Source organism: Bifidobacterium minimum (assembly GCF_000741645.1).
Lineage (GTDB): Bacteria > Actinomycetota > Actinomycetes > Actinomycetales > Bifidobacteriaceae > Bifidobacterium > Bifidobacterium minimum.
Genome location: NZ_JGZD01000009.1, coordinates 212323 through 230604 on the forward strand (window position 1 = coordinate 212323; position 18282 = coordinate 230604).

Below are 18282 nucleotides of genomic sequence, written 5' to 3' on the forward strand. Positions count from 1 at the left end.
CGGACGACTCCTGATCGTTTTCCTCGTTACGCGACGACGCTGCCGTCTATCGGCCGCCGTCTATCGACGAATGGTGACGTCCAGACGGACCGGTGTGATCTGCTCCATCGTGTGCTTCACCGTGCAGCTCTTGTCTATGTGGCGTCTGACGCGCTCCTCGAGCTTGTTCGCGTCCTCCGCGCTCAGATCGGCGTCGGTCGCATCGACGGTGATCTGCTCCTCGAACGCGAGATACGAATCGCTGTCGTTGTCGTAGGTGCCATCGACGACGATATGGGCGCCGTGCCCCTCCCCGACGGTATGCTCGACGGCGAACTCGCTCGATAGTGCGCCGCAGCCGGCCAAGGCCACCTTCATCAGATCGCCGGGGCTGAAAAGTCCCTTCCCATGACCGAACTTGACGTGGGCTCCGTCCTCACTGAAGGCGTCCCAGGAGCCGTCCTTGTTCCTTTCGACCCAGATGCGCTTACCCATGCGATCCTCCTTGTGGTAGCGACGCGGGACTCCGCGTCTTGACATGGACAACTGTAGTTCACCCGGGCAACCGGAGGAATGCATTGGGCTTCTGGTGAGAATCCGGGGCGCGTCCCGGCATACGGACGTGTCGGCATACGGACGTGTCGGAACGCGGATGTGTCGGCACACGGTTCCGCCTGCGTCCGTATCCGTCGACGCATCGGCCCGCCGAGAAGTCATAAGCGTCGGTAGGATGGAACCCATGTCTTTGACCACAGAGGATCTTGACGATATCCGTTCACATGTGCCGCCGCGCCCGCAGTCCGTGGTGCCCACTCCGTACGAGGATCTTCTGCGTGAGATTCTCATGACGGGGACGCTCAAATCCGACAGAACCGGCACGGGGACCATCTCGTTGTTCGGCAAACAGATGAGGTTCGACCTTGCCGAGAGTTTCCCGCTGATCACGACCAAGCGGGTGTTCTTCCGCGGAGTGGCCTACGAGCTTCTGTGGTTTCTGCGGGGATCCGGCAATGTGCGCTGGCTTCAGGAGAACAACGTCCATATATGGGACGGGTGGGCCGACGAGAACGGTGATCTCGGTCCCGTCTACGGCGTCCAATGGCGCAGCTGGCCGGCGCCCACTCCCGATGATCCGAACCGGACGATCGATCAGATCGCTCGTGTGATGGACCTGATCCGGCATCATCCCGACTCGCGGCGTATGGTCGTCAGCGCGTGGAATCCAGCGGAGGTCGAGAACATGGCGCTTCCTCCCTGCCACGCGCTGTTCCAGTTCTATGTTGCGGATGGGCGGCTTTCCTGCCAGCTCTATCAGCGCTCGTGCGACATGTTCCTCGGGGTGCCCTTCAACATCGCCTCCTACGCTCTTCTGACATGCATGCTGGCCCAGCAGGCGGGACTGGAACCGGGGAAGTTCGTATGGACCGGTGGCGACTGCCACATCTACGACAACCACGTGGAGCAGGTGCTTGAGCAGCTGGGGCGTGAACCATATCCGTATCCCACTCTGCACATCGATCCGGCCGCGTCCCTCGCCGATTACGCGTATGAGGATTTCCATGTGGAGAACTATCGTCACCACCCCACGATCAGCGCGCCAATCGCGGTATGATCGCGTGGTCTGAGCCGGTCGTTACACTGATGACCCAGTCTTGAGTCCAAGGAGCGCTGTGAAATGGAGCATGACAGTAGTAGCCGCAGTGGCTATCACGAACCCGAGCCCGGTTATGCCGGGCTTGATGACGAGGGGGAGGATTGGGGGGATGATTTCCCCAAAACCTTCTCGGTGAATCTGATATGGGCACAGGCTTCGGACCTGTCGGGAAGGCCCGGGGCCATCGGCTTCGAGGGCGGCATGCCGTGGCATCTGTCCGAGGACCTGAAGCGGTTCAAGGAGCTGACGGTTTCGCATCCCGTCATCATGGGACGGAAGACCTGGGATTCCCTTGATCCGCGGTACCGTCCGTTGCGTAACCGCGACAACATCATCGTCTCGCACAATCCCCATATGACGGCGCCGGGGGCCACGGTGGTCAGCGACATGGACGCCGCGCTCGATCTGGCCCGGCAGGAGGCGATTCCCGATGATGGCATGGACCGCAGCGAGATATGGGTTATCGGCGGAGCCGCCGTTTTCCGTCAGGCCCTGCCTTTCGCGTCGAAGGCATATGTGACCCAGATCCGCGCCCAGGTTCATGCGGACACCTATGCCCCGGACATGGACGAGCTCGTCTCGGACGGATCGTGGCATGTCGAGGATGACGGAGAATGGCGTTCGCCCGCTGCGGATGGAACCATGATCAGGGGATACCGATTCGTCACATACGCGAGGAATCGCTGAACGTTCGGCCACGGTCCCGGATCGATCGTCCGGGACGAAGGCGGGGGAGACCGCGCCGCGCGGAGCGCCGATAATGCCAGCGCCGATAATGCCGACAATAAGAGGGAGCACCATGTCCGACGACCATCGCTACACCATTATGACCGTCTGCACGGGGAACATCTGCCGATCTCCCATGGCCCAGATCGTTCTGGCCACGAGGTTCAGGGACGCCGGGCTGGATGGCAGTGTCGACGTCCTGTCAAGCGGTGTGAGCGATGAGGAATATGGCCATCCCATCGACCCGCGTGCCGTCACGGTGCTGCGGGACCGGGGGTATGAGATCCCGCGTCATCATTTCGCGCATCGGATAGACCGCGATGAGATCGATCGGACCGACCTGTTCCTGCCCATGACGGCGGCGCATATGCGCGCGTTGCTGCGTATGCTGCCGCCCGAGGATCGTGGGGCCGTGCGTATGTACAGAAGCTTCGACCCGGCTTTGAACGCCGCGGACGTCGGAATCGATGACCGCCTTGATCTGGTGGACCCCTGGTATGGGGGACCGCGCGAGTTCAACACCGCCATCGATCAGATCGACGCCGTCGCGCCCTACATCGTCGACTGGGTGCGTGACCGGCTTGACGCGTGACGAGGCTGGTGCGTGATCTGGTTCGTGACAGTGCGGACGGGAACCATGCGGGCTAAGCTGCCGACTGAAAATCGCTAGGAAACAGCATGTCGTTGGGGAACGTCATGGAAAACCCCCGGAACCGTTGAAATGTGCGGCTTCCGGGGGTTTGTCGTGGTGGCTCCGAGCGGCATCGATCCGCTGACCTAACGATTTTCAGTCGTTCGCTCTACCAACTGAGCTACAGAGCCATGACAGTTAAAAAAACCCGGAATCACCGGGTTTCTTCACCATCGCGACCCCGGCCGGACTTGAACCGGTGACCTCCGCCGTGACAGGGCGGCGCTCTAACCAACTGAGCTACGGGGCCGATGGCCGCCGTAAAAGCAGCCAAGTGGATATATTACAGATACTTTACGGTCTCGCAAGGTGTCGGCGTGTCAGAGGCTGTCATGCGAGGCGCGATCCGGGTCAGACCGCGACGCCGGGCCATAATGTGGTGGTTGTGGCGTCGGGATTCGTCGTGATCACCGTTGGGGCATACTCCTCGGGGCTGTTGCGCGTGTCCGCTGCCGACCACTCGTCGGTGGAGTTCATCGAGTCGTCCCAGTCCTCATCGCAGGAGTCCCCATAGCAGTACGACCATGAGTCGCTGTCCGTGTCGATTCCCTTGATGGTCTGGCCGATTATCCAGAAGCCGAAGATGATTCCTATGACCGTGAGCACGGTGGATATTCCGCCGATGATGATTCCCGCGATGGAGAGACCTCGGCTTTTCCCGCCGGTTTTGTTGATCTGGTTAAGGGCGATGATCGATAGGATCAGCCCCACGACCGGGATTATGAAGGCGAGTGCGAATCCCACGATGCACAGGGTGTTCCAACGGTCGTTCGGGCCGTAGGGGGTCGCGTAGGGCTGTTGCCCGGGATAGCCGGGATAGTTGGGATAGCCGGGGTTCCCGGAATAGCCGGAGTTGCCAGCATTGCCGGGATAGTTGGGATAGTTCGGGTTGCCCGGGTTCCCGTCGAATGCGCCGTACTGGTTTGGCGCGCCTGCCCCGTCGGCATTCGGCCATTGCGATGATACGGGGAAGGTCTGCTGCGGCTGTTGCGCGTTCTGCTGATCCTGATATGGATTGTGCTGGCCGGCGTCGCCGCCATAGATCGGACGGGAGCTGGGGGTTTGGGAGTAGTGGGACGAGTCGGGATAGAGGGGCGTTTGCCGTGTCTCGTTCCCCTCTTCGTCCATGGGGTTCTGCGGCTGCTGATAGGGCTGCTGCCGGTCGTCATGCTGATCGGATGATGAGGACGGCGCCGACGGATTGTTATCGCTCATGACTCCATAGTAATTCCCGCGCGGCATCGCCGGAGGGCCGTGCGTGGATGTGGTTGGATGCGGGCGATCGGGCTGATGCTGGAGGCGGCCCGTGCCGTGCGGACGCGAACCGCATGTCCACGGCGTGGATGTCTTTGGTTATCGTGGATTCTTGCCCGGAGAATACGGCCGTGCGCCGGGCGTTCGTCGCTGCACGTTCCCCGCCGATGCTCGCATGACGAGTTCTGGCCGGAACAGCATCTCCTTGCCGGATCCCAGATCCCCGCTGCGCATGGCGTTGACGAGGAAGTCGACGGCGGCCTGGCTGATTCCCAGCGTTGACTGGCGGATCGTTGTCAGCGAGGGATGAACGAATCGCATCAACGGCGAGTCGTCATACCCGATAATCGATATATCGCGAGGGACGCCCAATCCCTGACGGTTCGCTTCCTGTATCGCGCCGAAAGCCATGGCATCCGATCCGCATATGATTCCCGTGCAGCCCTGTTCTATGAGGGATTGTGCCGCGGACTGGCCTCCTTCGATGCTCAGCAGGGAGCTCTCGACGAGAATCTGATCATCCGGGGTGCCGAAGCGGCTTCGCATCAACGTGCGGAAGGTCTTTTCGCGTCGCAGCATCGGAACCAGCATCCGCGGCCCCAGGGCCAGCCCGATCCGGGTGTGTCCCAGCGAGGCCAGATGCGAAACGGCAAGACGGGTGCCCGTCTCGTCGTCGTCCGACACGAACGACGCCTTGACGTTGGGGATATAGCCGTTGACGAGGATGATGGGCAGCCGGTTCTCGAGAAGCCTCTGATACCGCGAGGGATCGGAGCCGCTTTCCGCATGGTGTCCTGCGACGAAGATGATTCCGCTCACCCGCCGATCGAGAAGTGTGGACACATAGTCGTCCTCGGTGAGACCTGCCGAGTTGCGAGTGCAGATGACGGGTATGAGATCGTATCGTGCGAGCGCGCCGGACATGAATTGGGCGAAGCTGGCGAAGACCGGAGTGTCCAGGTCGGGAACGATTATCCCGACGAATCCCTGCGACTGTTTGCGTAGTCGGCGGGGTCTCTCGTACCCCATCTCGTCCAGAGCTTTGAGAACCTTGTCCCTGGTCTCGTCCGCAACGCCCTCCTTGTTGTTGAGAACGCGTGAAATGGTCGTGATGGAGACGCCTGTTCTCTGGGCGAGCTCGGTGAGTCGTGCGGTCATGACGACCAGTGTATTCAGGATGCTTAATTATTTGCGGTTGTTTTCGTCGTGTTTCCGAAAAAAGATGGCGAAAAAAGCGGCATGTGCTTCCGGCACGCAATCCTGTTCATACACTGACGATTGTTCGACGGACACAACGAAGTATCTACGGGCGTCGGGTCCCGGGCGTCGAACGACAAGGACCAAGGACAAGGGAGTGAAAATGAGGCATAAGGTGATGGCCGCTCTTGTTGCCGTTCTTACGACAACGGGAATGCTGGCTGGCTGCGGCGGCGGGTCCGGACAGGCGAGCAAGGAAGACGAGCCGCATTTCTCGGGGACGTTGACCATCTGGGCCGACGCGACCCGGTATCAGCCGATCAAGGACAGCGCTCAACGGTTCTCGCGGAAATTCGGCGTGAAAATCGACGTCGTGCAAAGGGACTACTCCAAGATCCAGCAGGATCTCACGTCCCAGGCGCCGACGGGGACCGGCCCCGATATCGTCATAGGCGGGAACGACTGGACCGGGAAACTCGTCCAGAACGGCATAATCGCCCCGATCGATCTGGGCTCACGGACCAAGGATTACGCGACGTCCGCCATTGATGGCGTGACGTATAAGGGGAAGGTGTATGGGCTGCCGTACGCGCTGGAGAACGTGGGGTTGTTCCGTAACCCGAGTCTGGCGTCCGATGCGCCCACGTCCTATGATGACATGATCTCGACGGGCCGTAAGCTCGTGGCCGAGGGAAAGGTCAAGTATCCATTCATGGTGCAGCAGGATCCCTCCTACGGCGATCCCTACCATCTTTTCCCCTTCCAATCCTCGTTCGGGCTCTGCCGTTTGCATCAAAAGCCGATGGGAGCCTCGACGGATCAAAAGTGGCCATGGGCGGTGACAATGGGGCGCAGTTCGCGTCCTGGCTTGCGAGTCAGGGCAAGGATGGCGTGATATCGCCGAACTATTCGGCGGACGTGGTCAAGGAGGCCTTCATCAAGGGGGAGGTCCCGTACGTCGTCAGCGGGCCATGGAACATCGCCGACTTCGTCAAGGCCATCCCGGACGTGGTCGTCGATCCGGTTCCCGCGGCGGGCTCCAAGGAGGCTCGTCCTCTGGTGTCGGTCCAGGCGTTTTTCGTCAGCGCGTATTCGAAGAACCAGCTGGCGGCGAACTACTTCCTCACCAACTACATCGGCACCAAGAAGGTTCAGCTTGAGCTTTACCAGGCCGGCCAGCGTCCGCCGGCGCTACTTGCCGCGCAGAACGATCCCCAGGTCGCGGACGATCCGATCATGAAGTCGCTCGGATCCATAGGCAAGACCGGAATACCTCAGCCCAATATCCCGCAGATGTCCGCCGTCTATACCTATTGGGGACCGGCGCAGACCTCCATCGAATTCGGCAAGGGAGGCGATCCGGCGACGGTGTGGCAGCAGACCTGCGACAAGATCGACGCGGACATCGCTGCAGCCAAATAAGCCTCGGCCGCGCGGCGCTGACCTCCGGCCGCGCGGCCGTCGTGCTGAGGAAGGAGTGCGAGTGTGAAAAGCAGAACTACGGACATGACGGACATGACGGATATGACGGCCTCTTCGCGGAAGGGGCCCGAGCGTGGCGGAAGGGCCTGGATGGAGAGAATCCCCCGAGTGGGCTGGTATTTCGCCCTGAAGCTGGTTCTCATGTGCATGGTCAATGCGGTGGGGGTGTTCGGCATATGGCTGGCCGCCCTTCAGCATGACTGGCTGATCGTCGGTTTCCTTGCGGTGTCGCTGGTGGTGGCCGATGTCGTCTACTTCTCGAAGAGGATGACGATCGCGAAGTATCTTCTCCCGGGGCTTTTCTTCCTTCTGGTCTTTCAGGTGTTCGTCATCGCATATAGCGGATATGCCGCGTTCACGAACTACGGGGACGGCCATAACTCCACCAAGCAGGATGCGATCCAGGCCATTGAGCAGGGGTCGTTCGAGGAGTCGAAGGATTCGCCGGAGTACCCTCTCACCGTGCTGCGGGGAGAATCCGACGGGAATCTGTACTTCCTGGTCACCGACCCAGAACAAGGTGCGATGATCGGATCCTCGGACGAGCCGCTCCATGCGGTATCGGGGGCGACGATGGAGGATGGACAGGCGATTGGTCTGAAGGGCTACACGGCGTTGGGCATGCGGGATCTCTTCGGTATGCAGCAGCGCGTGACCGCAATGCAGGTTCCCGTTTCGGGGAATCCGAGCGACGGCATTCTGAGAACCAAGGAGGGATCTCGGGCGAGCCTGTACACGCCCACTCTTGTCTACGATCAGCGCAGGGACGCGTTCGTCGATCAGCGCGACGGCGACGTCTACCGGGCCAGAAGCGACGGACGTTTCGTCGACGACCAGGGGAAGGCCTTGGAGCAGGGGTGGAAGGTCTTCGTGGGTTGGAAGAACTTCGCCGCCGTCGTCAGGGATCCCACGATTCGTGGTCCCTTCGCGGGGGTTCTCGTCTGGACCTTCGTATTCGCGGCGGTTTCGGTCGTGCTGTCCTATCTTGTCGGTCTGGGTCTCGCGCTCGTCCTCAACCATCCTTCGGTCCGTGGGCGGCGGGTGTACCGTGCGCTTCTCATCCTTCCCTACGCCTTCCCCTCCTTCCTGTCGCTGCTTGTGTGGAAGGGGATGCTCAACACCGACTACGGCGTGATCAATGCGGTTCTGGGGGCGAACATCCCGTGGCTCACCTCGCCGTGGCTGGCGCGTCTGTGCGTCATCGTGGTGAACGTGTGGATGACGTTCCCGTACATGTTTCTCGTGTCCACTGGCGCAATCCAATCCCTGCCGGGGGATCTTATCGAGGCAGCCGAGATCGACGGCGCCAATTGGTGGGAGATATTCCGCAAGATCAAGATGCCCATGCTTCTGGTCTCCACGGCGCCGCTTCTGATATCGAGCTTCGCGATGAATTTCAACAACTTCAATGCCATATACATGTTGACGGGCGGAGGCCCGGTCGACAATCCAACCGACGCGGCGGGGTCCACCGACATCCTCATCTCGTTCGTCTACCGGCTCGCCTTCGGGGGCGTCAACAAACAGTACGGTCTTGCCTGTGCGATCTCGATGCTTATATTCCTCATCGTCGGCGCGATCTCGATCATCTCGTTCAGAAGCACGAAATCCATGGAGGAGTGGAGCTGATATGACGAAGGAAACCACTGTGCCCACAGTTGTCGGGGGCGGGTCTCAGGGCGTCGGCGGTCGCGGGGAGGCCCTGTCGGCCCGATTCGGGTCATCTCGTCCGGGGTCGTCCCCAGCAGTCCCGGAGAACGTCCATGGGCTGGGGCATTGGATGAGGACGGCCGGGTGGAGGCATGCCGTGGCGATTGTCGCGGTCGCCTTCGCGCTTTTCCCCATGGTCTTCGTCCTGTCGAGCTCCCTCAACCCCCGTGGGTCGCTCACCGATGCGTCGAGCATGTTCTCCACGGTGTCGTTGCGCAACTATCTCGAGCTGTTCCGCCAGCCGAGGTACCCCTATGCCTGGTGGTACCTGAATTCGTTGGTCATAGGCGTCACGGTTTCCGCAGGTTCGCTGCTTCTCGCCGCGTCCGCCGCCTACGCCTTCTCCCGGTTCAGGTTTAGAGGGCGCCGAACCGGGCTGATGAGCCTCATCCTTCTGCAGATGTTCCCGCAGGTGCTGGCCTATGTGGCGATTTTCCTGATGCTCAGCACCTTCACGCGGGTGTTCCCCGCCATCGGGCTCGATCGGCAGCTTGGCCTCATTCTTCTGTACATGGGAGGGGCCTTGGGAACCAACACCTATCTGATGTACGGCTTCTTCAACACCATTCCCCACGAGATAGACGAGGCGGCCATGATCGACGGAGCCGGTCATGCTCGCATCTTCTTCACGATCATTCTCAGACTGTCGCTTCCCATCCTTGTCGTCACGGGGATGCTCAGCTTCATAGCCACGCTCAACGACTACATGATTCCGTCGATCGTCCTGATCACTCCCGAACGCCAGACGCTCGCCGTCGGCCTGTACCAGTACGTCAACGTCTCGTTCTCGCAGAACTGGGGGGTCTTCTCGGCCGGCGCGGTATTGGCGGCGGTTCCGGTCGTCGTGATGTTCATGTTCCTTCAGAAGTACATCGTCTCCGGTCTGACGGCCGGCTCCGTGAAAGGATGACCCCATGGCATTATCGCCACACCATGATGGATCCGAACTCTACGTGTCATGCTCGACTCCACGACTGGGGGATGTGGTCCGCGTCAGGGTGAGAATACCCGTTGACGCGGCGTATGACGCCGTCCGGATCCGGTCGACCTATGACGCCGACATCCATGTCGAAAGCGCCGCAAGGATCATGGAGGGACCTCGCGGGGGCGTCGTCGCGGCGCGTGCGGGGACGGACGACGGGGTGAACGACGGGTTCGTCGCGGAGGATTGGTACGAGGCTCCTCTGCTGGTCCACAATCCCGTGACGCGATACCGGTTCATGCTTATGCGCGCTGACGGCGGATTCGACTGGCTGAATGCGACGGGCGTTCATCGCAGCGAGGTCAGCGACTCGGACGATTTCATCATCACCACATTCACCGGATCCCCCTCGTGGAACGTCGACGGCGCCGTATATCAGATTTTCCCCGATCGGTTCTGCGCGTCTGGGAAGTCGGCGTCGAGGAACCCGCCGCCTTGGGCGATTCCGACGGCCTGGGGCGTCACGCCCCTCGCGCGTGGGGAGGGGTCGGGGCGCCAATGGTACGGGGGCGATCTCGATGGGATCCGAAGCAGACTGGACTACATCCGGGACCTGGGATTCACCACCGTCTATCTGACGCCGTTCTTCACCGCAGGATCGGTGCATCGATACGACGCCTCGACGTTTCGGCATGTCGACCCGCTACTCGGTGGCGATGAGGCGCTGGCGTCCCTCGCGCGCGAATGCCACGGGAAGGGACTGCGGCTCGTTGGCGATCTGACGCTCAACCATACGGGTTCGGGTCATGAGTGGTTTCGCAGGGCTCTCGCCGATCCGGACTCCCCAGAGCGGAAATTCTACATGTGGCGCTCGTATCCGGATGACTACGTGGCATGGATGGGGGTTCCGTCGCTCCCCAAACTCGATTGGTCCTCCCGCGAGCTGCGCGAGCGTATGATCGACGGTCCCGATTCCGTCGTCGGCAGGTGGCTTGGCGGCTCGGACGGCCTTGATGGCTGGCGTATCGATGTGGCGAATCAGACGGGACGATACGGCGCCGATGATCTCAATCTGCAGGTCGCCCGATCCGTGCGCGAGACGGTGGACGGCTGCACGGGTGGTGATGGAGTGCTTATCGCGGAGCATATGCATGATCCCCAGAACGATCTCGATGTCAACGGGTGGCAGGGGGTTATGAACTATGCCGGTTTCTCCAGACCGATATGGACCTGGCTGTGTGATCCGGGGAACACGATCGACTACATGGGGTTGGGGGTGAATTTCTGCCGCCGTCGGGGCGTTGACGCCGTTTCGTCAATGCGGGAGTTTCTGGCGCACGTGTCATGGAAAACGGCTTTATCCCATTGGAACAACCTTGATAGTCATGACACCGCGAGAATCGCGACGCTTATAGGTGACGAGCGGCTGGTCGCCGTTGCCGTCGGACTGCTGATGGCGTTTCCCGGGGTCCCCATGGTGTTCGCCGGCGATGAGTGCGGTGCGGTCGGCAGCACCGGCGAGGAAAGTCGCGTGTCCATGGACTGGGAGTCCATGGAAGGCACCCATGGGACCCAAGGCACCCATGGGATCGCCGTGATGGAGACGTATCGGCGTCTTCTCGGTCTTCGACGGGCGTGTCCGGCGCTTCGCTCCGGTGGATTGAGATGGGCTTATGCGGACGATGATTCATTCGCCTTCCTTCGGGAGGATGCGGACGACAGGATCCTCGTGACGGCCTCCCGGACGGATGGGCGGCGGATGCGGATCGATTCCGGGTACATCGGTTCCGGAAGACCACGGCTGCTTTACGGCGACGGTCATGTGGAGGATCTTCCGGAGGGAAGGGTGTTCGTGCATGACCGTGCCTCGGTGTGTCTGTGGAGGCTTGACCCGCTTCCCGTCCCGCACTGGTGATGGGTCGATGACGGGGGATCCGCGGCATCCGGCCCGCAGGATTGCCCCGTCGCGTCGGAGGGACTGCGCGGATCGGGGAACTTATAGGAGAGGATCGGCGGAGAGAGAGGAAGAGGGGGTAGGAGGCCGCCGAGTGTCATCTCCGTGAGACCCGTGTGGCGTGGACGTCCGTGTACTGTGGACGCATGCGACATGATGAGAATGATGGGGGTTCCATGATCGACGGCGTGTCCGGAGGTTCCGAAAGATCCGATTCCGGCGGACGGCCCGTCCATCGCGTCCTTTCGTTCGTCAGACGGTCCGGTCGGCTCGATGCCAGGCTCCGTCGCGCCCGGGAGAACTACGGGAGCCGCTATCTGCTGGATGCGTCGGCGGGTGCTGGGTCGCTGGACGTGCGTCCGGGATTCTCGTTGGGGCAGTCCGATGTGGTCCGTCTATGGGGGAGTGATCGGCCGCTCGTCGTCGAAATCGGCACGGGTCAGGGTGAGAACGTCGTGGCCGCGGCCCAGAGGAACCCCGAGACCAACTTCCTCGCCGTCGAGGTGTACGACCCCGGCGTCGCCCACACGATGCTGCTGGCGGGCAAGTCGGGATTGGACAATCTGCGGATCGCCCAGGTCAACGCCACCGATCTCATGGCGGCAATCGCACCGGGGACCGTCGCCGAAGTGTGGACGTTCTTCCCGGACCCGTGGCCCAAGATGCGCCATCACAAGCGCCGGATCGTGCAGCCGGCGTTCGCTGATGCCGTGCGGGGCTCGCTCGGCGAGGGCGGCGTGTGGCGGCTCGCCACCGACATCGAGGACTATGCCCTGCACGTTCATGAGGTGATGGATGGACGCGGGGACTTTCTCAATCAGGGGACCGTCACGGTGAGTCTTCCCGTGGAGCATGTCGGCAAGGGTAATGCGCAGGAGGCCGCGTCATTGCCGCATGCCGACTTCGTGGAGTCGGAGAGGTTCGCGGGCCGTGTCCTGACGAATTTCGAACGCAAGGGGCTGCGGTCCGGTCGCGTGATCCACGATTTCACATATCGGGCCGTCTGATCCGGCGGCCGATGGCGCCCAACACGCCGCGATTGCAGGGAAAGTACGAGGCCACTAGCATTATCTATTTGTGTTGCCCCCTTCGTCTAACGGTTAGGACACCAGACTTTCAATCTGACAACGAGAGTTCGACTCTCTCAGGGGGTACGAGAATCCGTCGGCATGCGCTCGAAATAGAGTGTTCGTGGTGCCACGACCAGAGGCGATGCCCTGTGCCGATGCGTCCTGCCATGTCCTATGTTTACGTATCGGTGGCTGCATTGCGGCTGCATAAGGGCATAGGAATGCGCAAGGGACACGCGTAGTACGCGCAGTAAGGGACATGAAATAGTAAGGGACATGAAAGAAGATATGGGAAACGGGACCTTCCTGCGCGCGTGAGCGTCGGGACGGCCCCGTTTCGTTTTCGTTTCGTCAGTTTCGCCGGCATCATGGCCGATGAACCCAGCCGATGAACTCCGCAGTACAGCTTCTCAGTACAGCTTCTCGAAGATGTCCAGCACCTGCGCCTCGTCCAGCGGGACGAAGCAGTTTCGCATAAGGCGCTGCTGCGTGGCCATGACGCGATGGGCAAATTCGGGGAGATCCTCGCGAGTCACCCCGTACTCGTGCAGCGCCTTCTTGGGAAGAAGCCTGTTGATGAGGGCCTCGAGCCTGTCGTAGACCTCGTCCTCGTCGCAGTCGAGGATGCGCGCGAGGAAGGCGTTCATCACGGCGATCTCGCCGTCGGATTTGATCGACATGTAGCAGCGCAGCACTCCGGTGAACATCGCGTAGTTGGATTCCCCGTGCGGGACGTGGTACTTGCCGCCGAGCTGGTAGCTCAACGCGTGCACGGCCGCGCATCCGGCGATGTCGAAGCTGATCCCCGCGTAGTTGCTGGCGATGAGGAAATCCTCCATGAGCTCGTTGCGCCGTGCCCGACGCTCCTCGCTTCCGGCCTCGCCCGCATCGGCCACCTTCTGATAGCCCTCCACGATCATCCGCATGGCCTCGTAGCCGAAAAGCCGCGTGTATGACGTGGCGTTGGGGGAGAGGACCGACTCCACGGAATGCACGAGCGCGTCCATGGAGCTTGTGGCGAAGACGTGGTCGGGGAGGCCGTGGGGCAGCTCGGGGATGAGGACGGCGTGGTCGGCGAACATTTGCGGGCTTGAGATTCCCGCTTTGGTTCCCAGACGCGTGCGGTTGATGGCCGCTATCTCGGTCGTCTCGCTTCCGGTGCCGCAGGTGGTGGGGATCAGGACGAGTCCCGTGGAGCGCTTGAGGGATCCGATGCCGTCGATCACCTCGTCGATGCCGCGTCCGTCCGCGATGGCGACGACCTTGGCGACGTCCATCACCGCGCCGCCTCCGATGGCGATGATGCGGTCCGCGTGATAGGGCGTGGCGTCGGCGATGACCCTGTCGATCATCTCGTCGGTGGGCTCCTGGTTGCCATAGTCGTCAAGAAGAAGGGCGTGGGCGCCATTCGACAACGGCTCGATGAAGGCGTTCCAGATCGGGTGGATGCTGATGATGAGGTCATGCGACGACGGGGCGAATTCCTCGGCGAACTCGCGTACGGTGGCGAAGCGGTGGATCTCCCGTGGTCCGACGGCGAAGAGTTTCATAAATCCTCCTTGAGAGATGATGTCGGGCCATGCCGGCTTTGCGCTGTTCGGCACGGCCCGGTTGCATCATACGCACACATCATGTGTGCCGATAGGGGTTTGCTGGTGTGCGGGGGGCGTTCAGCGCGCGCTGTTCCTGACGATGATCTCCTTGAGCGTGTCGAGCGCCTCCGTGAGCTCCTCGTCGGTGATGACGAGTGGAGGCAGGAGGCGGATCACGTTGCCGTTGATGCCGCAGCTGAGGATGATGAGTCCCGCCTGCTGGCAGTCGGCGACGATACGTCCGACCAGCGCCTTGTTGGGCTCCATCGTTCCGGGCTTGACGAACTCCACGGCCTGCATGGCGCCAAGACCACGAATCTGCGCCACCGTGTCGACGGTGCCGACGAGCTCTCCCAGCGACCTGGTGACGAGCTCTCCGATATGCTGCGCCCGATCCGCCAGACCCCTGCTTTCCATCAGACCGACGGCGGCCAGAGCGGACGCGCAGCTGACGGGATTGCCGCCGTAGGTCCCGCCGATGCCTCCGGGCTGCACGCTGTCCATGATCTCGGCGCGGCCCGTGACCGCGGAGATGGGCATGCCGCCGCCGAGAGCCTTCGCGGTGGTGATGAGATCGGGCTCAAGGTCGAAGTACTCGGAGGCGAACCACTTCCCGCTGCGGCAGAAGCCCGCCTGGATCTCGTCGGAGATGTACAGGACGCCGTTTTCGTGGGCCCACTGGTTGAGCGTCGTGAGGAAGCCCTTGGCGGGAACGACGAATCCGCCTTCTCCCTGCACGGGCTCGGCGATGATGGCGGCCACGTTCTCATGGCCCACAAGAAGCTCGATCTTGTCGATCGAGGCCCGTGCGGCGGCCGCGCCATCCTCGCCGAATCCGTCACGCAGGGGGTAGGAGTAGGGGACGGCGTAGATGTCGGGGGCGAACGCGCCGAATCCGCGCTTGTAGGGCATGGACTTCGTGGTCATGGCCATGGTGAGGTTCGTGCGTCCGTGGAACGCGTTCTCCATCACGATGATGGCGGAGCGTCCGGTGTATCTGCGGGCGATTTTCACCGCGTTCTCCACGGCCTCGGCGCCCGAGTTGAGAAGCACGCTTTTCTTCGGAAAGTCGCCGGGGGTGTGCTCGGCGAGCTTCTCGCACACGTCCACGTATCCGGCGTAGGGCGTGGTCGCGAAGTTGGTGTGGGTCAGTTTGGCGGCCTCCTCCTGAATGGCCTTGACGACCTCGGGCGCGGCGTTGCCCACGCCCGTCACCGCGATGCCCGCGGCGAGGTCGATGAACCGGTTGCCGTCCACGTCGGTGATCGTCGATCCCGAGGCGTGGTCGGCGAATATCGGCATAAGCTGCCCGACGCCCGCGCTTACATACTCTCCGTATCGTTTCTGCAGGGCGACGGACTTCGGTCCGGGAATGGAGGTCGTGATGGACCGTGCCACCTGAGGGACGGTGATTGGTGATGACATGATGTGTCCTTTCCTTTATATATCTCTTATTTGGTGTGGTTTGGTGTGGTGTGGTCTTTAGGGCTGCCGTGCGCCGCCGAACGGTGCGGATGCGCGTCGTGGGGCAGCCGATGGTCGGGTCATGAAGCGTCGTCGCCGTCGTACTGCGGCGGGGTCCGGCGGAATCCGTGCGTGATGAAGGCCAGGACGACGATGCCCACGCCCAGCCAGCTCACTCCCAGAATCAGCGCGTGGGCGTCGAGGTGCACAAGGAGGTAAGCGCAGAACAGGGCCCCCAGAGCGGGTATCAGGATGTTGCGCAGGACGCCCCCCGGCATGGTCGCGTGGCGGGTTTCCTCGTCAGCTTTCGCGTATGACACGATCACGCAGACGTTGACGAGAGTGAAGGAGACGAAGGCTCCGAAATTGACGAAGGACGTCGAGGTCGCCACGTCGAGGAACATGGCGATCAGCCCTACGACCGCGACGGTGAGGATCCCTCCCACCGGCGTCGCGAACCGTGCGCTGAGCCGTCCGAAGAGTCGTTTGGGAAGAACGCCGTCGCGCCCCATGACATAGAGGAGACGCGAGGCGCTCGCCTGAGCCGCGATGCCCGAGGTGAACTGTCCGAAGCACAGTCCGGCGATGAACACAGCCGTGAACAGGTTGCCGCCCACCTGGGCCGCGACCTCGTAGGCCGCCGACGAGGAGTCGACGAAGGATCCGCCGGGATGCACGAGTTGGATGATGTAGGAGACCACGATGAAGATCAGGCCGCCGATGAGGGCTATGAGCATGATGGCCCGAGGCATGGTGTGTTGCGGATCATGGGTTTCCTCGCTGAGCGTGGTGACCGCGTCGAACCCCAGGAAGGAATAGGCCGCTATGGCGCCTCCGGCGACGATCGTCGACAGGGATGACCCCTCCCCGACGAACGGCTTCAGGCTGATGAGCGCGCCCGCGCCTCCCTGCAGCGCCACGGAGCGAATGGAGAGCACGACGAAGAGGATTATCACCAGGGACTGGAAGATCATGAGGGCGAAGTCGATCTTGTCGGCGACGTTCAGGCCCACAACGTTGATCGCCGTCGTGAGGATGATGAATCCCAGAACCCATATCCAGATCGGCACGGAGGGGAACTGCGCGTTGAGGTAGGAGGCGCCGATAAGCCATATCACCATCGGCAGGAACATGTAGTCGAGCAGCACGGACCATCCGGTGAGGAATCCCGGACGCAGGCCGATCACTCGGCCGACGTAGGTGTAGGCGCTTCCGGATGTGGGATGCAGGACGGACATCCGTCCGTAGCTCGCGGCGGTGAACAGCATGGCTATCGTGGCCATGACGTACGACATGGCGCTGGCTCCATGCGAGGCCTCCGCGATGACGCCGAATGTCCCGAGAACGATGATCGGGGTCATGTAGGCCAGTCCGAACAGCACCACCGAGGGAAGGTTCATGGTTCTGTGGAGATGGGTGTCCGTTTCCTGATCGGCTGCGGTCTCGTTGAGGAGGGGCGACGCGTGGATCGCGGTCCCGGGGTCGTTCGTTGTCGACGTTGATGTCATGATGTTCTCCTGATGGTGATGGCGGCGAGTCGTGGTGGGACGGGTCGTGGATTGCATGTGAGGAATGTGTCGGCCGTCCGTCATCGTCGCGGTGCCCACAGGGTCGAGTCGATCGATCCGCCATAGAGTGGGAGCGGAACCGGGGGATCGTCGTCCCGGAATTCCTCCCAGAGCTTGTTGCATCCCTCCGTCCCCTCGCTTCTCACCCGTCGGGCGTGGCCGAGGTTGACAGTGGTTATGAGGAGCTGCTGCCTGGGTCCGTCGAGATGGGAAAGAACGTGCCCTTCGGGATCCACCAGCAGGGAATCGCCCATGCCGTCGGGTTCGGCGGCGTTCACGCTGGCCATATACACCTGGTTCACGATCGCGTTGGACCGCGCGAGCACCGTCTCCTGAAGGCGGTCCCTCGTCGTCGTGCGCACCGTATTGACGATCATGTCGGCGCCCAGCCATGCGACCTGACGGGATATTTCGGGGAACCAGGCGTCGTAGCAGATCGTGAGGCCTATCCGCCCTTTGCCGGGGATGTCGACGACGGTGAAGGACGTTCCCGGTATGTAGCTCTCGTATGGCCTCCAAGGGCAGATTTTGCGATAGGAGGCCACGAGCTTCCCCTCGGGGGAGAAGACGACGGCGGTGTTGTGGATTCCGCCGCGATCCGCCTTCTCGGGAAGGGTTCCGGGGATCAGCCAGACGCCGAGCTCACGGGAGAGGTCGCCGAGAGATCGGGTGAGCCCGTCGTGGAGGTCCGTGGCGGCCTCGAGTTGGAGCCGCTCCGACTCCTGCGCATCGACTCCCGGAGTGCCGAACAGATGCATCTCCGGAAAGACGATGAGCTGTGGGCGCGCTCCCGATGTCGCATGGGATTCGGCGATCGACCTCACGGATCGGGCGAAGGAGTCGAATGGCGTCCCGATCGGGAGCTGCGCGTATTGAGCAAGTGCGATGGTCAGAGCCGTCGTATCCGTTGCGCTTCCCATTGCCGCCTCCTGATCAACGGCCATCCGATGATGACGTGTGTATGCCGCTTGACCATCACGCTAGGGAACGTTGACGGCCGTGTCCGTGGACGATATGGA

16 protein-coding genes and 3 tRNA genes are annotated in these 18282 nt (G+C 62.0%); 10 read left to right on the plus strand and 9 right to left on the minus strand.

Annotation, left to right across the window (positions count from 1 at the left end):
* Window positions 1-60: 60 nt before the first annotated feature.
* On the minus strand, window positions 61-474 hold the full coding sequence (locus tag BMIN_RS04675) for an OsmC family protein (protein WP_022860944.1): 414 nt from the start codon (window positions 472-474) through the stop codon (window positions 61-63).
* A gap of 244 nt (window positions 475-718) precedes the next feature.
* Between BMIN_RS04675 and BMIN_RS04680 the strand changes: the two genes are divergently transcribed.
* From BMIN_RS04680 to BMIN_RS04690, 3 genes are all read left to right on the plus strand, one after another.
* Window positions 719-1591, plus strand: coding sequence for a thymidylate synthase (locus tag BMIN_RS04680; RefSeq protein ID WP_022860945.1), 873 nt, complete (start codon window positions 719-721; stop codon window positions 1589-1591).
* Window positions 1592-1654: 63 nt separating this feature from the next.
* Entirely contained in the window at window positions 1655-2320 is a 666-nt protein-coding gene (locus tag BMIN_RS04685; protein ID WP_022860946.1) for a dihydrofolate reductase, read from the plus strand.
* A gap of 112 nt (window positions 2321-2432) precedes the next feature.
* Window positions 2433-2951: a low molecular weight protein-tyrosine-phosphatase gene (locus BMIN_RS04690; protein WP_022860947.1), complete on the plus strand. Its 519-nt coding sequence runs from the start codon at window positions 2433-2435 to the stop codon at window positions 2949-2951.
* Window positions 2952-3105: 154 nt separating this feature from the next.
* Here the strand turns inward: BMIN_RS04690 and BMIN_RS04695 are convergent.
* The 4 genes from BMIN_RS04695 to BMIN_RS04710 all read right to left on the minus strand — a co-directional run bounded on the left by BMIN_RS04695 (window position 3106) and on the right by BMIN_RS04710 (window position 5462).
* Window positions 3106-3181: transfer RNA gene (locus BMIN_RS04695), tRNA-Phe, on the minus strand.
* 45 nt (window positions 3182-3226) lie between these two features.
* A tRNA-Asp gene (locus tag BMIN_RS04700) sits at window positions 3227-3300 on the minus strand.
* Between the two features lie 101 nt (window positions 3301-3401).
* Window positions 3402-4265: a DUF4190 domain-containing protein gene (locus BMIN_RS08055; protein ID WP_022860948.1), complete on the minus strand. Its 864-nt coding sequence runs from the start codon at window positions 4263-4265 to the stop codon at window positions 3402-3404.
* Between the two features lie 138 nt (window positions 4266-4403).
* Window positions 4404-5462, minus strand: a complete 1059-nt coding sequence (locus tag BMIN_RS04710; protein ID WP_022860949.1) for a LacI family DNA-binding transcriptional regulator — start codon at window positions 5460-5462, stop codon at window positions 4404-4406.
* Between the two features lie 202 nt (window positions 5463-5664).
* On the opposite strand from BMIN_RS04710, the gene BMIN_RS09070 reads away from it, so the two are divergent.
* From BMIN_RS09070 to BMIN_RS04740, 7 genes are all read left to right on the plus strand, one after another.
* The gene (locus tag BMIN_RS09070) at window positions 5665-6396 is read left to right on the plus strand and encodes a sugar ABC transporter substrate-binding protein (protein ID WP_051913494.1); all 732 of its coding nucleotides are present in this window, start codon (window positions 5665-5667) and stop codon (window positions 6394-6396) included.
* On the plus strand, window positions 6333-6923 hold the full coding sequence (locus tag BMIN_RS09075) for a sugar ABC transporter substrate-binding protein (protein ID WP_081928459.1): 591 nt from the start codon (window positions 6333-6335) through the stop codon (window positions 6921-6923). The genes BMIN_RS09070 and BMIN_RS09075 overlap by 64 nt, the downstream gene beginning before the upstream one ends.
* A 63-nt stretch (window positions 6924-6986) precedes the next feature.
* Window positions 6987-8612: an ABC transporter permease subunit gene (locus BMIN_RS04720; RefSeq protein ID WP_202961044.1), complete on the plus strand. Its 1626-nt coding sequence runs from the start codon at window positions 6987-6989 to the stop codon at window positions 8610-8612.
* A gap of 1 nt (window position 8613) precedes the next feature.
* Entirely contained in the window at window positions 8614-9603 is a 990-nt protein-coding gene (locus tag BMIN_RS04725) for a sugar ABC transporter permease (RefSeq protein ID WP_081647976.1), read from the plus strand.
* A gap of 4 nt (window positions 9604-9607) precedes the next feature.
* Window positions 9608-11530, plus strand: a complete 1923-nt coding sequence (locus BMIN_RS04730; protein ID WP_022860953.1) for a glycoside hydrolase family 13 protein — start codon at window positions 9608-9610, stop codon at window positions 11528-11530.
* 185 nt (window positions 11531-11715) lie between these two features.
* Window positions 11716-12576 carry a tRNA (guanosine(46)-N7)-methyltransferase TrmB gene (trmB, locus tag BMIN_RS04735; protein ID WP_022860954.1) on the plus strand — a complete coding sequence of 287 codons (861 nt, stop codon included), beginning with the start codon at window positions 11716-11718 and terminating at the stop codon, window positions 12574-12576.
* Window positions 12577-12651: 75 nt separating this feature from the next.
* Window positions 12652-12723, plus strand: a tRNA-Glu gene (locus BMIN_RS04740).
* Window positions 12724-13049: 326 nt separating this feature from the next.
* On the opposite strand, the gene BMIN_RS04745 is transcribed toward BMIN_RS04740, so the two are convergent.
* The 4 genes from BMIN_RS04745 to BMIN_RS04760 all read right to left on the minus strand — a co-directional run bounded on the left by BMIN_RS04745 (window position 13050) and on the right by BMIN_RS04760 (window position 18183).
* Entirely contained in the window at window positions 13050-14189 is a 1140-nt protein-coding gene (locus BMIN_RS04745; protein ID WP_022860955.1) for a 4-hydroxybutyrate dehydrogenase, read from the minus strand.
* A gap of 120 nt (window positions 14190-14309) precedes the next feature.
* A complete protein-coding gene (gabT, locus tag BMIN_RS04750) occupies window positions 14310-15656 on the minus strand; it encodes a 4-aminobutyrate--2-oxoglutarate transaminase (RefSeq protein ID WP_022860956.1) in 1347 nt (448 codons plus the stop codon).
* 119 nt (window positions 15657-15775) lie between these two features.
* A complete protein-coding gene (locus tag BMIN_RS04755) occupies window positions 15776-17203 on the minus strand; it encodes an APC family permease (protein WP_081647987.1) in 1428 nt (475 codons plus the stop codon).
* 80 nt (window positions 17204-17283) lie between these two features.
* Complete coding sequence (locus tag BMIN_RS04760; protein ID WP_081647977.1) at window positions 17284-18183, minus strand: carbon-nitrogen hydrolase family protein; 900 nt, start codon at window positions 18181-18183, stop codon at window positions 17284-17286.
* Window positions 18184-18282: the final 99 nt, after the last annotated feature.

Excerpts from the sequence above, each read along its gene's own strand:
- BMIN_RS04675 (WP_022860944.1), bottom strand. The coding sequence starts at position 474 with ATGGGTAAGCGCATCTGGGTCGAAAGGAACAAGGACGGCTCCTGGGAC.
- BMIN_RS04680 (WP_022860945.1), top strand. The coding sequence starts at position 719 with ATGTCTTTGACCACAGAGGATCTTGACGATATCCGTTCACATGTGCCG.
- BMIN_RS04685 (WP_022860946.1), top strand. The coding sequence starts at position 1,655 with ATGGAGCATGACAGTAGTAGCCGCAGTGGCTATCACGAACCCGAGCCC.
- BMIN_RS04690 (WP_022860947.1), top strand. The coding sequence starts at position 2,433 with ATGTCCGACGACCATCGCTACACCATTATGACCGTCTGCACGGGGAAC.
- BMIN_RS08055 (WP_022860948.1), bottom strand. The coding sequence starts at position 4,265 with ATGAGCGATAACAATCCGTCGGCGCCGTCCTCATCATCCGATCAGCAT.
- BMIN_RS04710 (WP_022860949.1), bottom strand. The coding sequence starts at position 5,462 with ATGACCGCACGACTCACCGAGCTCGCCCAGAGAACAGGCGTCTCCATC.
- BMIN_RS09070 (WP_051913494.1), top strand. The coding sequence starts at position 5,665 with ATGAGGCATAAGGTGATGGCCGCTCTTGTTGCCGTTCTTACGACAACG.
- BMIN_RS09075 (WP_081928459.1), top strand. The coding sequence starts at position 6,333 with ATGGGCGGTGACAATGGGGCGCAGTTCGCGTCCTGGCTTGCGAGTCAG.
- BMIN_RS04725 (WP_081647976.1), top strand. The coding sequence starts at position 8,614 with ATGACGAAGGAAACCACTGTGCCCACAGTTGTCGGGGGCGGGTCTCAG.
- BMIN_RS04730 (WP_022860953.1), top strand. The coding sequence starts at position 9,608 with ATGGCATTATCGCCACACCATGATGGATCCGAACTCTACGTGTCATGC.
- trmB (WP_022860954.1), top strand. The coding sequence starts at position 11,716 with ATGCGACATGATGAGAATGATGGGGGTTCCATGATCGACGGCGTGTCC.
- BMIN_RS04745 (WP_022860955.1), bottom strand. The coding sequence starts at position 14,189 with ATGAAACTCTTCGCCGTCGGACCACGGGAGATCCACCGCTTCGCCACC.
- gabT (WP_022860956.1), bottom strand. The coding sequence starts at position 15,656 with ATGTCATCACCAATCACCGTCCCTCAGGTGGCACGGTCCATCACGACC.
- BMIN_RS04755 (WP_081647987.1), bottom strand. The coding sequence starts at position 17,203 with ATGACATCAACGTCGACAACGAACGACCCCGGGACCGCGATCCACGCG.
- BMIN_RS04760 (WP_081647977.1), bottom strand. The coding sequence starts at position 18,183 with ATGGGAAGCGCAACGGATACGACGGCTCTGACCATCGCACTTGCTCAA.